Source organism: Burkholderia sp. FL-7-2-10-S1-D7 (assembly GCF_001524185.1).
Taxonomy (GTDB): domain Bacteria; phylum Pseudomonadota; class Gammaproteobacteria; order Burkholderiales; family Burkholderiaceae; genus Burkholderia; species Burkholderia diffusa.
The window spans coordinates 23,731-37,631 of sequence record NZ_LOWY01000037.1 but is presented as its reverse complement, the minus strand read 5'-3'; the positions used below and the strand labels follow the sequence as shown (position 1 = coordinate 37,631).

11 protein-coding genes are annotated in these 13,901 nt (G+C 59.9%); 3 read left to right on the top strand and 8 right to left on the bottom strand.

The features are described from left to right. Positions 1–21: 21 nt before the first annotated feature. The 6 genes from WS75_RS15975 to WS75_RS15950 all read right to left on the bottom strand — a co-directional run bounded on the left by WS75_RS15975 (position 22) and on the right by WS75_RS15950 (position 7,528). Positions 22–993, bottom strand: coding sequence for a GDP-L-fucose synthase family protein (locus tag WS75_RS15975; protein WP_059681349.1), 972 nt, complete (start codon positions 991–993; stop codon positions 22–24). 4 nt (positions 994–997) lie between these two features. Next, complete coding sequence (gene gmd, locus WS75_RS15970) at positions 998–2,116, bottom strand: GDP-mannose 4,6-dehydratase (protein WP_059681375.1); 1,119 nt, start codon at positions 2,114–2,116, stop codon at positions 998–1,000. A 121-nt stretch (positions 2,117–2,237) separates the two neighbouring features. After that, complete coding sequence (locus tag WS75_RS15965) at positions 2,238–3,356, bottom strand: polysaccharide biosynthesis/export family protein (protein ID WP_059681348.1); 1,119 nt, start codon at positions 3,354–3,356, stop codon at positions 2,238–2,240. A gap of 165 nt (positions 3,357–3,521) precedes the next feature. Beyond that, complete coding sequence (locus WS75_RS15960; protein WP_059681347.1) at positions 3,522–4,901, bottom strand: undecaprenyl-phosphate glucose phosphotransferase; 1,380 nt, start codon at positions 4,899–4,901, stop codon at positions 3,522–3,524. A 45-nt stretch (positions 4,902–4,946) separates the two neighbouring features. Next, positions 4,947–6,464, bottom strand: coding sequence for a mannose-1-phosphate guanylyltransferase/mannose-6-phosphate isomerase (locus tag WS75_RS15955; RefSeq protein WP_059681346.1), 1,518 nt, complete (start codon positions 6,462–6,464; stop codon positions 4,947–4,949). A gap of 89 nt (positions 6,465–6,553) precedes the next feature. Next, positions 6,554–7,528 (bottom strand): GlxA family transcriptional regulator, encoded by a 975-nt coding sequence (locus WS75_RS15950; protein ID WP_059681345.1) that lies wholly within the window; start codon positions 7,526–7,528, stop codon positions 6,554–6,556. Between WS75_RS15950 and WS75_RS33615 the strand changes: the two genes are divergently transcribed. After that, a complete protein-coding gene (locus tag WS75_RS33615; RefSeq protein WP_156429801.1) occupies positions 7,505–7,819 on the top strand; it encodes a hypothetical protein in 315 nt (104 codons plus the stop codon). The two genes, WS75_RS15950 and WS75_RS33615, sit on opposite strands and share 24 nt — an antisense overlap. Positions 7,820–8,196: 377 nt before the next feature. Here WS75_RS33615 and WS75_RS15945 read toward each other — a convergent pair whose 3' ends face one another. Then, complete coding sequence (locus WS75_RS15945; RefSeq protein WP_059681344.1) at positions 8,197–8,454, bottom strand: hypothetical protein; 258 nt, start codon at positions 8,452–8,454, stop codon at positions 8,197–8,199. Between the two features lie 715 nt (positions 8,455–9,169). On the opposite strand from WS75_RS15945, the gene WS75_RS15940 reads away from it, so the two are divergent. After that, positions 9,170–9,631, top strand: coding sequence for a GDP-mannose mannosyl hydrolase (locus WS75_RS15940; RefSeq protein WP_059681343.1), 462 nt, complete (start codon positions 9,170–9,172; stop codon positions 9,629–9,631). Positions 9,632–9,699: 68 nt separating this feature from the next. Here the strand turns inward: WS75_RS15940 and WS75_RS15935 are convergent, their stop codons facing one another. Next, entirely contained in the window at positions 9,700–10,743 is a 1,044-nt protein-coding gene (locus tag WS75_RS15935; protein WP_082729616.1) for a GlxA family transcriptional regulator, read from the bottom strand. Positions 10,744–12,552: 1,809 nt separating this feature from the next. Here WS75_RS15935 and WS75_RS15930 point away from each other — a divergent pair. Further along, positions 12,553–13,713: a porin gene (locus tag WS75_RS15930; protein ID WP_059681342.1), complete on the top strand. Its 1,161-nt coding sequence runs from the start codon at positions 12,553–12,555 to the stop codon at positions 13,711–13,713. Positions 13,714–13,901 lie beyond the last annotated feature (188 nt).

Here is a 13,901-nt window from a genome sequence, read left to right as displayed (position 1 = left end):
ACGCTGGCCGCACGCTGCGTTCTACGACGTCGCGAATTCCGCGTATCTCGCCTGATAATCCGCGTACGCGATGGCCAGCCCCTCTTTGAGGCCAGTTGTAGCGCGTATTCCGAGCGAATGGAGTTCGCCCACATCGAGAAGCTTCCGGGGAGTGCCATCCGGCTTCGACGTGTCGAAGACGATCTCGCCGTCGAATCCGACGACCTTGGCGATCGTCCGAGCCAGATCGGCGATCGACAGGTCCACACCGGTGCCAACGTTGATATGCGCGGTCGGTGGCCGTCTCGCATGCTTCCACTCATCCGCCGGGATCTGCATGATGGCCACGGCGGCAGTCGCGAGATCGTCCACGTAGAGCAGCTCGCGTTTCGGGTTCCCGCTGCCCCAGACCGTCACCGATGCGCTGCCGCCGGTCTTCGCTTCATGCATCCTGCGTATCAGCGCCGGCACCACGTGACTGTTCTCCGCATGGTAGTTGTCGCCCGGACCGTACAGGTTGGTTGGCATGACGCTGCGAAAGTCGGTGCCATACTGCCTGTTGTAGCTCTCGCAAAGCTTGAGTCCTGCTATCTTGGCAATCGCATACGGTTCGTTGGTCGGCTCGAGATACCCGGAAAGCAGGGCGTGTTCCGGGATCGGCTGCTCGGAGAATTTCGGATAAATGCATGATGAGCCGAAGAACATCAGCCTATGAACAGCTGCGCGATACGCATGGTGAATGACGTTCGCCGCGATCATGAGATTGTCATAGATGAAATCGGCCGGATACACCGCGTTGGCCTGGATGCCACCAACCTTGGCCGCCGCCAGGTACACGTGGTCGATCGCCTCGCTCTGGAAGAACGCCTCGACCGCGTCGCCGTCGGCGAGATCGAGTTCCGCTCGCGTGCGAGTGACGACCGTGCAGGATTTCATTGCCGACAGCCGGCGGACGATCGCACGTCCGACCATGCCATTGTGGCCCGCGACGAATACTCTGATGTGCTCGCCCATTTCGTTACTCGTTGTATGCGAATGCCGTGAAACCGGCCAGTTTGATCAATGCATCGCGTTTTGCCGCCTGATAGTCGGCACGGACCATTTCCTTTACCAAGTCCTCGAAAGAAATCTTGGGCGTCCACCCGAGTTTCTTTCGCGCATTCGTGGCATCGCCGAGCAGAGTTTCAACTTCCGTTGGACGGAAGTAGCGCGGATCGACACGCACGATCACGTCGCCTCGCTTAACCTTGAGCTCGGCATTCTCGACCGCATCCACAATAGCAATCTCGTCGACACCCGATCCTTCGAATCGCAGAACAATTCCCAATTCGAGTGCCGCGCATTCGACGAACTTTCGAACACTGTGCTGGATTCCCGTCGCAATGACGAAGTCTTCCGCCTGCTCCTGCTGGAGCATCAGCCATTGCATCTCGACGTAGTCGCGCGCATGCCCCCAGTCGCGCAGGGCGGACAGGTTGCCGAGATACAGGCAATCCTGCAGGCCCGCCGCGATGCGCGACAGTGCGCGGGTAATCTTTCTCGTCACGAAGGTTTCGCCGCGCACCGGAGATTCGTGATTGAAAAGAATGCCGTTGCACGCATAGAGGCCATAGGCTTCGCGATAATTCACGGTGATCCAGTACGCGTAAAGCTTGGCGACGGCATACGGGCTGCGTGGGTAGAACGGTGTCGTCTCGCGCTGCGGAGTCTCCTGGACGAGCCCGTAGAGCTCGGATGTCGACGCCTGGTAAAAGCGCGTTTTTCCCTCGAGGGACAGGATGCGAATCGCCTCGAGCACGCGCAGCGCGCCGATACCGTCAGCGTTCGCCGTATACTCGGGTTCCTCGAACGACACCGCGACGTGGCTCTGTGCGGCAAGGTTATAGATCTCGTCGGGCTGAACGCGCTGGACAATGCGCACGATGCTCGTCGAGTCCGTCAAATCGCCGTGGTGCAGCACGAATCGACGATCCGATACATGCGGATCCTGGTAAAGATGGTCGATACGATCGGTATTGAACAGCGACGCGCGGCGTTTGATGCCATGCACCTCGTAACCTTTTTCCAGCAAAAGCTCTGCCAGATACGATCCGTCCTGTCCGGTCACACCGGTGATTAGCGCTACCTTGCGTGTCATGTTTTCACTCCACATCCCCTGTTCGCCGCCTGGGGGTTTGCAAATGTCCTGCTGAAATTCGGAACCGCTCGCTCGATGAAATGCCGCGAACGCCCACCGCATCCGTTCGGCTACGTGTCGATTACTTCGTCACCACCGCCGCCGTCAGTCCGGCATTCACAGCCGGCAACAGCAGACTGAGCACCCGGTTCAGACGAACCAGACCGTTGCCATCGACATAGACGACGTCATTCGGCTGAAGCTGAAACTGGTTGGCCAAAACCATCGCAACAGGCGAACGTGCGTCGAGATGAAAGACATGCGGCTCGGCATTCAACGCGCCACGAATCACATACATTTGGGCGGCATCGGCCGTGTTGACGTTGATGCTGCCCGCCTGCGAGATCGCGTCGCTGAGCGAAAGCGACCCGTCCCGCATCGGCAGGGCCGTCATCGGCTTGTTGACCTCGCCCATCACGTACACGCCGTTCTGATCGCGCGGTAGCACGCGCAGCAGATCGCCGTTCCGAAGCACGACATGCGCCGGATTCTCCCCGCGTGCGAGCATTGCAGTGAGATTGATCGGATAAGACTTCGCGCCACGCACGAGCACCATTCGACTCTGGTCGGCTGTGGCACTGAATCCGCCGGCACGCGTTACCGCCTCATACAACGTCATCGGTACATCGTTGACCGGAACTGCCCCGGGCGTATGCACTTCACCATCCACATAGATCTGCTTCGACCGGAACGATGCGACGCGTACCGTCACCTGCGGATTGCGAAACACGTTCGCCAGCGCGGCCGTCAGCTTTTTCTGAACCTCTTCGGGTTGGAGCGAGGCGACGTGCAGCTTGCCGATATACGGAAACTGAAGGTCGCCGTTCTGATCCACCAAGTGTCCCGGGGCGGGATCGAACGGCCGCGAACTCGGCGTGGAAAGCTGGGGACCTTGCGATTCGACCAGTTCCGGGTGATCCCACACCGTGATTTGCAGGACATCACCCGGGCCGATCAGGTACGGTGCAGGCTTCGAAAAAAGCGCGGCATATTCAGGGGTGCCAGCCTCCTGACGCTGCTCCCTGACCTGCCTGATCAGATCGACCGTAATTTCGGTGACGGGTACGTCCGCTCGCGCTGCCGGATGCTGGTTGTCGGCTGCAGTGACGGCAATCGACGCTGGCGCTTGCATCCGCATGCCGGGTGCGAATGTGCAAGCCGACAGTGCGGCGCATGATGCAACCAGGAGCGTCGCCGGCATGCGGCCGATCGGATACCGAAACCTTTCACGCTCGCTTCGCGTCGTTGTCCTCATCATCAAAACACTTTCCGCAAGTTTCATCCGTTTACCCTGGACGCACGTTGTTGCACAACGCACGCTGAAAATTTCGAATCCATCTGAACGCGCGAACTCCCGGATATCCGCTCAATAGGCATTCGCATTCACCAACCCCTTCGCCACCGTCGCCAACACGATCCGCATATCCAGCGCAAACGACCAGTTCCGCAGGTAATAAAGGTCATACTCGACGCGCTTCTGCATCTTCTCGAGACGATCGGTTTCCCCGCGATACCCGTTCACCTGGGCCCATCCGGTAATCCCCGGCTTGATTCGATAACGATGGATGTACCCATCGACGACTTTCTGATAAAGCCGATCGTGCTCGATCGCATGCGGCCGCGGCCCGACCACTGACATCTCCCCGCGCAGCACGTTAAGAAACTGCGGCAGCTCGTCGAGACTGGTTCGTCTGAGAAAGCGCCCGACCCTTGTGATGCGCGAGTCGCTCTTCGTCGCCTGCGTAACGACGCCAGCCTGTTCGGCGTGCACGCGCATCGTGCGGAACTTCAGTATCTGGAACTTGCGCCCGTCCGCACCCTTGCGGTATTGCTTGAAGAACACCGGCCCGCGCGACGACAACTTCACCGCGATGGCGATCAGCACCATCAGCGGCATCAACGCCACCAGCGCGACTGCAGCAAACAGGCGATCGAACACCTCCTTCTGCCACATCGCATGGCGCGGTAGCGGCGACGCCACGAGATTGATCGCCGGCGCGCCGATGAGGTCGATCATCGCGCCGTCGAACAGCGCGACGCTGCGCACATCGGGAATGAAGCGGATGTTCACGAGATCGTCACCGAACGTATTGACGAACCGCAGAACGGTCGCCTCCTCCGACAAAGGCAGCGCAAGCCAGATTTCCTGAACACCGTTCTCGCGGACGAACTGCGCGAACGAATCGAGCTCTGTGAATACCGGCACGCGCTGCGAGGGATTCGCGGTAACCGGGCGCAGGTCGAATACAGCTGCCGGCCGGAATCCGCTTGCCGGCGACTCCTCGATGTTTCTAACCACCTGTTGGCAATGCTGAGCGTGTCCGACCACGGCGACACTGCGCAGGTTGATGCCCGCATAACGAACACTTCGCAGAAACAGATGCGTCACGATTCGCGATGCGATCAGCGCACTCCCGGTCATCGCGGTCCAGTACACGAACCACAGCCTGGAGATCACGTCCGAGCGATGGAGCGAGAACATCAACACGATCCCGCACGCCTGTACGACGAGCCACGCGAGCGAGATCTTCCCGCTCAACCTCAGCATCGACCGTCCCCGCCACGATTCGTACACGCCGAATACCGGAAACAGCACCAGCGTGAACGCAATCGCAAACGTGACGAGTGCGCTGTCGAAGTGCCCCTCGGAAACCGTCTGATAGCGAAATTGCGACGCAAGCAACGAGCCGGCGACGATCAACGCGATATCCACGACTCGAGCCATCAAGCCTTGTAGACCGAACATTTCAATCTCCCGTCTGACGCCAACGATCACAGTCGATTCGGGGCATTACGCGCGCCCGTACGTATCGTCGAACCGCACGATGTCGTCCTCGCCGAGATACGATCCCGATTGCACTTCGATGAGCTCGAGCGGCAACTTTCCCGGGTTCTCGAGCCGATGCGTCACACCAAGCGGAATGAAGGTGGACTCGTTTTCGCCGAGCATGAATTGCTCGTCCCCGCGGGTAACGAGTGCAGTTCCGCTCACGACGATCCAGTGCTCGGCACGGTGGTGGTGCAGTTGAAGCGACAACCGTCCGCCCGGATGCACGACGATGCGCTTGACCTGGAATCGGGCGCCGTGATCGATCGAGTCGTAGTAGCCCCACGGGCGACGCACCTTCCGGTGCGTGTCGGCTTCCGGCGCCTGCTGCGCACGGATCCGGTTCACGAGACCCTTCACGTCCTGGACGCGCGAGCGGTCCGCCACCAGCACCGCATCTGCGGTTTCCACGACGACGGCATTGGTCATGCCGACACATGCGACGAGCCGCCCTTCCGAATGCACGAAGCTCGACGTCGCACCTTCGAACACGACCTTGCCGCGCCCGACGTTGCCGTCCGCATCCTTGTCGAGTGCCTCCCAAACCGCATCCCACGAGCCGAGATCCGACCAGCCTGCATCGAGCGGCACGACCACGCCCTCCACCAGGCTCGCGTCGGACACGAGGCGTTCCATCACCGCGTAGTCGATCGAATCCGAAGGCGACTGAAGAAAGGCATCCTCATGCGGCCGGAAGAATGGGCCATCGTGCTTGCCATGCACGTGTGCCGTGAGGCATGCGGCGTGCATATCGGGCTGGAGCGTGCGCAACGTGTCGAGCCAGACGCTCGCGCGCACGACGAAAATGCCGCTGTTCCACCAGTACGAACCCGACTCGACGTACTGCGCCGCGAGTTCGGCGGCCGGCTTCTCGACGAATCGCTCGATGCGGTGCGCACCGGCACCAAGGGCCTCGCCGATCTTGATATAGCCGAACCCCGAATCGGGCCGGGTCGGCGGCACGCCAAGCGTCGCGATCGCGCCGCGCCGCGCATGCTCCACCGCGAGTGCAATCGCACGGTGAAACGCGGCGGTATCGGCAATGGCGTGATCGGCCGGCATCGCGACGACGATCGCGTCTTTCCCGTCCGCACTGGCGGCAGCGACCGCCAGCGTCAGCGCGGGCGCCGTATCGCGTCGGGCCGGCTCAACGATGACGCGGGCATCGAGTCCGCTTGCCCGAAGCTGCTCCGCCGTGACGAAACGATGCTCGTCGCCGCAAACGACGATCGGCGCCGATACATCGCCTTCTTCGATCGAAAAACCCGTCATTCGCTGGACGGTTGCCTGCAGCAGAGAATCCGCACCCAGTACGCCGATCAACTGCTTCGGATACTGTTCGCGCGACATGGGCCACAAGCGCGACCCCGATCCGCCCGCGAGAACGACGGGCGCGACGCTGACTTTCACGTCGACGGTGTCGGCGCGACCTGAGCCGATCGATCCTGTTTCGCCGCGCTCTGTTTCGATGGATGCCGACATAATCTGCACTCCTATTCTCTCAGGCAATGATTCGATCTGAAAATCCGGGAATGAGCTCCGTCCCTTCGCCGAAGCTTATCCAGCCTTCTCTACAACTCCAGTTCCGTCTGGCTCGAGCGTGCCTGGAACCGGTATTCCGAGGGTGTCACGTCGAGGTGCCGCCGAAAAATTTTGGCCAGGCGATCACCGTTCCCCCACCCGCATTGCCGCGCGATCGTGCCGATCGGCAAATCGGTTTCCATCAACATCTGCACCGTGCGCTCCAGGCGAACCTGCAGCAGAAATTCGGACGGCGTCACGCCGATTTCCTGCTTGAAATGCCGCAGGAAGTTCCGTTCGCTCATTGCGGCAACCCGCACCGCATCGCTGACGGATATGGCTCTTCCACAGTTCCTGCGCAACCAGCTCGCCGTCGCGCGGACCCGGTCGGCAGGCGTGCCACTGCGCACTTCACCCTCCTGCTCGGCCGGCTCGAATGCGTCGCTCAGCGCGAGCCGCGCCGCAATGCCTCGCACCGCGTCGCCACCCAGGTCGCGTTCGATGAGCGCCAATGCGGCTGTTACAGGCTCGTAGCCGCCGCGACCCACGCGCACCGCATCCACGGCATCGATCACATGCGAACCATTCAGCGCCGCATCGATCAACATCCTGCCTTCACCGATCGTCTCGACCATGCCCGCCTTCGGCAGCACGATCCGCAACCAGTCGATCACCCGGGCGTCGCGCGACGCGCGACGCGCACCTTCTCCACCCGCGACGAATAGCGCATCGAATGCGTGCGCCGAGCCCGCATCGCATGCGAATGTCCGCACGCTGATGGCCGACGACCAAACGATGTTTCCACCTTTCGACGAATAGAAGCGAATGTCGTACAGCGGAAGCCCTGTCGCGCGCGGCGCATAGATTTCATTGGCTACTTCGAACACCTCGAATACCGCGCCCGCCGCGAACAACGAGAACCCCTCGAAGACGACAACGCCAATATCCCGATTCCTGCGTGACTGCTTTCCCCCAATATCTGCTGCCGCTTCATCTCCCGAATGATCGACACTCGTGTGCGTCATGGCGTGCTCTCGGACAATCAGTCCAATCAACTTCGGTCGTTCTGGATCGACGTTTTTTGCTCCGTTGCGACGCATCATACCGAGGGCGCCGAATGGCGTTTAAACACTGGCCGATTCGAACAAACAGTCGTCGGATTAGTCTGCGGGATTTCCCTGATCGGCCAAATGTTGGCGGTTTCTGACTACCTCGACACAGCGAAACGGATGACGAAGAGCTTGCAGAAACAGCGGCGCTCGCATGACGAGCGAGTGATATTCGATGGCAGTCATTCGGTGATCGAAGCGTCGTGATGCGCCCCACGGAAGGTCAGGCGTTCGGCAAGGTGCGGGGCGCCGTCGTGCATGAATCACGACAGCAAGCAATGTGGTGCGACATGATCATGTGTCGGCGGGCATCGTCGTGGAGAAGTCGATTCGGCCCTGGAACTCGACGGTACGGTGGCGCAACGGGATCGGCGTCGTTGACGATCAGCCTGCATCGATGCGTCGTATTCGGCCACGGGTGCCGCGCGAAGCCGATTAGCCCGGATCCGCCAGCCCGGCGCCTGGCGAAACACGCTGACGACGCGATGCAGCAATCCGCCGCCTTCAGTTCCTTGTATTTTTTTGAGTTCGGGCCGGCTGGTGCTTGCTCCAGCCGCGTGACGACGCACACGCGAGTCGGGCGTCTACGACATCACCGCGCTCGCAACGAGCGACGCAATCGCCACGGGTAACGCAAACAGCGCCGACAGCGCCATCTTTTTCAAGATTCGAGCTCGCGCCACCTCACGCGAGCCGCGAGCCCGGCGCGACTGAAATTCGAGCAGCAGCAGCCCCTGACCATGTCGTGCGCCGGCCCAAAGACCCGACGCGGTGCTGAAGACGAGGTAGACGAGAATCCAGACGAAACAGATCCTCGAGAAGATCAGAAGCGCGACGTTCATGGCGGCGATGCTCCGTTTTCGGCAAGATACCGCGCATCAGATGGCGCGCGGTTCGATGCCGATAGCGTACATTGCAATGCAGCATGCCGGACATGACAATTGATCCGACGATTCCGCCAACCAGTTACCGTACGTTTCCTTCGGGTGACGCGCGACGCGAAGCGCGACGCGAAGCGCGACACTGGCGCAACAAAATTCGGACTGCTTCGCAATATTCGAAGCCAAGCGGCATGTACCGTATTTCGGATCCACGACTCGAACGACGGCGACTGACATTCGCGGTACGTGCAACTCGACCCGTGATGAATAAAAAGGCCTGCGTGCCACACGGCACGCAGGCAAAATTCCGAGGAGAGTTCCGGGGTGAACGCGTCTCCTCGAAAGGCCAGACAAAAGCGTAACGTCGAATCGACCGTTTCAAAACGAGATGGCGGCTTCGACCACGATCATGGCCGAATGAAATTGTATTGATGCACGCGCACACGTTTCTCGACGGGCATTGCGCCGTCACACCCGATCCGCTTCCTGCAATTGGCGGATTGCTTCGGTGTTTTGGCCGACGAGCGCAATCTCGACTAGCCATGATGAGATGCGTGCACACGGACATCCGCAGTTCGCTCATCGACGAAGCTGGCATGTCATTGCCGTGACCGAGTCGCCTCGAACGCGCAACGACGCCGGTGCACTTCGACAGACTTCCAGGAGCCCATCCGCCATGCTTCCGCTGGACACTTTCTTGCGCGTCGTCGACGCGACCCCGCTCGTTGCGATCGACCTGATCATATCGAATGGCGATGGCGCGTATCTACTCGGTCACCGTGTCAATCGTCCCGCACAAGGTTTCTGGTTCGTGCCGGGCGGCCGGATTCGCAAGAATGAACGTCTCGACGATGCATTCAATCGTATCGCGCGCGACGAACTCGGATGCAGCGGTCTGGAACGCGCCGATGCAGAACTGATCGGCATCTACGATCACCTCTACGAAGACAACTTTGGCGGCGAACCAGGCATCTCGACGCACTATGTCGTGATGGGATACAAGCTGCGGGGCAAGTTCGACCTCGTGTCGCTGCCGAACGCGCAGCACACTGCCTACCGATGGGCGACCGCCGACGAGATCGTCGCCGATCAAACGGTCCATTCGAATACGCGAACCTACTTCGGCACGTCCGCCTGAAATCGGGCTGGCGCTGCTCCCACGGACAAATCGGCGACCCAACGCCGGTCGTTATCCCGGCGCGGGCGTCAAAGCGACGATGTCCCGTTGCGCATGTCCGACCCGCCGACCGATGAGAACATTCTGTCCCGAGCGGCCGCGCGATACTCCGTCGGCGACATCGACAGATGCTGGCGGAAAAGCTTGGCCAGCCGGTCTCCACTGCCGAGGCCGACTCGCCGCGCGACCTTGTCGGCGGGCAAATCCGTCTCGACCAGCATGGAGCACGCCTTTTCGAGCCGCACCCGCAGCACGAATTCGGTTGGCGTCACGCCGATTTCGTTCTTGAAGCGCCGCAGGAAATTCCGCTCACTCATCGCTGCGGCCTGCGCTGCATTGGCGATCGAGATGCGATTCGCACTGTTCGCCCGAAGATGTTGTGCGGCCGCGCGAATCAATTCACTGGCTCGCGCCTCCTGCGCCCCGAACAGAACGCTCGCGAATTTCCTGTTCGCCCCCGGCATCATGTACGAGACGATCTCTTGCGCGACTTCGTAGCCAGCGTCACGCACGACGATCGACAACGCGGCCGCAAACATGCCTTCACCATCGTCGTCGGATGGCCCCGATTCACCCATACCGCCAACGGCAAGCGCCGCTTGCGGTACGACCTCCGGAACTTTCTGGTTCAGGCGAATCGCCGCCAGCATTTCGGCGCCGGCATTATCGCCCTTGACCACGCGGGCGCGCTGATGGGCATGCTGCAACCAGCTGATGAACGCATCGTCGAGGCCGCCTGCGCGCCCCTGTCCACCGAGCACGAACATGGCCTTCACACTGCTCGCATCGAGCGGCCGAGCCGCTTCCGTCCAGATCTGTACACCCGACGACGAACGAACAGCGCCACCGTGACTGGAATAAAGCCGCAATTCATAGCGATCGGCAAACGCGACATTCACGCCTTCGAGCTGATTTGCAAGCTCGAATACCGCGGCCAGCCTGCCCATTTGCATAATTGAAAAGCCGTCGAGCAGCAGGATGATGACGCTGTCCGGCCGACGACCGACGCTTCTTCCCCGGTCACCGCTCACTCTGAACCCCGTAGTCGTATCGTTCGGCACTATTTGCATCATCTCGGCCTCTTAACAATTTTTTGCATTTTCTGCAGCGCATCATATGCGGCTAAATCGTCGGCCGTTCCGTCGGTGTCCGATCCCGCCTCATTGTTGACGGAATCAATCAAGGCGATGATGTGGAACCAATTACTGGTTGATAATCAAGAATAGGGGCTGGCGTGGCGGCACAAAGTTACGAAGGTTTGCTCCAGATCATTGACGTAACATTTTTGCAACACATGGTACAGCGCATGTTTCATGCTCGAAATAGAACATGCGTTCAATTCCGGACAAAACATGACGCTATTGGTCACAAGGAGTGGCCCCGTTCGCTTCGTCCGCCGCCTCGACAGTCGAAGTGGAAGAGACAAAAATGAGCGCAATGCAACCTTCTGCGGGAGGGGATATTACCTTGCAAACTTTGCCATACAAGCGCGATACAAAAAAATCATAAATGGCAAGCGTTTTAACGTTTGCCATATTAAGAAAATTTTTCCATATGCATTCAAAACCATATTTACCGATGATAGCCTCATTTCATCAGATAAATACGCACGGATGGGAATTCTCCAATATTTCGTAATATTAAACCCGACGTGCGCCAAGGCCTGCACGTCACACCACCAGGGCCATCGGTTTCCGAAACCTGCGGATCTGCCGCCAGCCGATCGTGATATTTGCCAGGCGTCAATCGTACGAAGCTCATTCCGCCACTGAAACGGGACTTCGTTCCTCTCGCGGCGGTGCCGGTGCGACGCATACACTGTTCGCCTACGGGCCGCATGCACTCGTCAGGCGGTGGACGATACGCGTCGCAGTGCCCGAACGGCATCCGATGGCGCATGCGGTGACACGTGACTCGAAGATGTTGCCTTGCCAATCAATCAGGATAGCGAATCGCTACGGGTATGATCGTGCGACGTGCGCATCGATATCCGACGCGTGGCGGCGCCCTCCTCAATCGATCACACTCGGAAATCGAATTCCTGCCGGCATGACTTCAACCGCGATGATTGCGCTCACTGCGAAGCGTCATCGAACAGGCTTTGCGCACGCCATTCAATCGGACGGGCGGCCCGCACGTCGATCTCACGCATCGTTCGGCGATTATCGATTCGCCATCGTGTTCGAATCTGCCGGACACTGATTCCAGCATCTGCAACACCCATAACCGGAATTTTCCAATGCGACACGCCGCTTGAAAACGTCTCCTTTTCCGGATGGCGTCGTTCGCGGAGTGAACCATGAGATTCATACCCCAGTGCCTGTAGCGCCATAGCATGCGGCACGCATTGCACGCCAGCCTGGGAAATGAGCGTGTCAGCACCACCATCACTCGATACAGTTTCCTTACCGGCCCGATTCCGCACACGTCTCGCCCCGGATCTTCCGATACGCCACGGTGCGATTTCCCGACGAGTCGGCACATACCCCTGACGATGAGGCTGCACGACAAACGTGAGTGCCGACTCCGTGCCGACTCCGTGCCGACTCCGTGCCGACTCGCCCCCAGCTCGCCAATCATAAAATCGAAAATCGTTCCAAAAAATCGACGAAGTCCGATTCAATCAAACCATTGACGTATCGCGACTATATCGAGCCGCTTCACTTTCATTCATCCATCAAAAAATGCTCGCTTCAATCTCTCCGCACACTCCACTTCGATCAAAAGCATCGTCAATTCGACCGATCTGCAGAAGCCGAAACGCATTATCCTCCGTTATTTTTTAGAGACACCGCGCCTTTTTAATTTCGCATTCGAAATCTCTCGATGTAGTCTGCTTCCGTTCATTTGAACGCAGGCATGCTTACACAAAAGGAGAGACCATGAAACACGCTATTTTTCCTGTACTTGCGACCGCGTCGGTCGCGATGGCCGGCGTAGCCCACGCGCAGTCGAGCGTGACGCTGTACGGGACGATCGATACGTCGATCACGTACGTGCGCAACGCCGATGGCGGCAAGAACCTTTGGGCGCTCGGCAACAGCAGCGCCGGCAATCTGTCCGGCAGCCGTTGGGGGCTCAAGGGTTCGGAAGATCTCGGCGGTGGCCTGGCGGCGATCTTCCAGCTGGAAAACGGTTTCAATCCGAGTACGGGCGGCCTCGGTCAGGGTAGCCGCATGTTCGGCCGCCAGGCCTATGTCGGGCTGACCAGCAATCGGTATGGCTCGATCACGCTCGGTCGCCAATATGATCCGCTGATCGATCTCGTGCAGCCGATCACCGCCGACAACTACTTCGGCAGCGTGTTCGCCACCGCCGGCGATGTCGACAACTACGACAACAGCTTCCGCGTCGACAACGCAATCAAATACACGTCGCCCGTCATCGCCGGACTCCAGTTCGAAGCGATGTACTCGCTGGGCGGTGTCGCGGGCAGCACCGGCTCGAAGCAATCGTATTCGGCCGGCGTGTCGTACAGCAACGGTCCGCTGAGCCTCGCCGGCGGCTACTTCTATGCAGCCAACGCGAATCCCGTCACGGGCAGTCGCACGACATGGTCGAGCACGTCGGACGGCACGTTCGACAGCGCAATCAATACCGGCTACCAGACGGCCCATTCAATCGGCATCGCTCGCGTGGCCGGTCAGTATGTGCTCGGTGCGTTCACCGTGGGCGCCGGCTACAGCAACGCGCAATATCGACGCGACGGTGCGTCGGTGTTCGCGAAGAACGAACACTACAATACCGCCCAAGGCTTCCTGAACTACCAGGCGTCCGCGGCGCTGCTCGTCGGGGTCGGTTACAGCTTCACGAAGTCGGGCGGCGACACCGCGGCGAACTACCACCAGGCATCCGTCGGTGCCGATTACAACCTGTCGAAGCGTACGGATGTATACATGACGGCCGCCTATCAGCATGCAAGCGGGAATACCGCTGACGGCGCCGGCGGTGCGATGCCGGCACAGGCGTCGATCGGTTCATACGGCTACAACGGCACGAAAAAGCAGGCCCTGGTCAATCTCGGGCTGCGTCATCGGTTCTAATCGTCGCTTACGCGCGCCGGCAAGACCGGCGCTGCGTTCGACGAACCGGCCGTGCTCGCCAGCAATGGCCGCCTTGCCGATATCGTGGAAAGACTCGGCCTGCACGCATGCGGCGTTCGTGCAGGCGGTACGTGATCCGCTCGATGCGCTGGACCTGCACGCGATCGAGCGGCCGGCCGAGTCGCCAA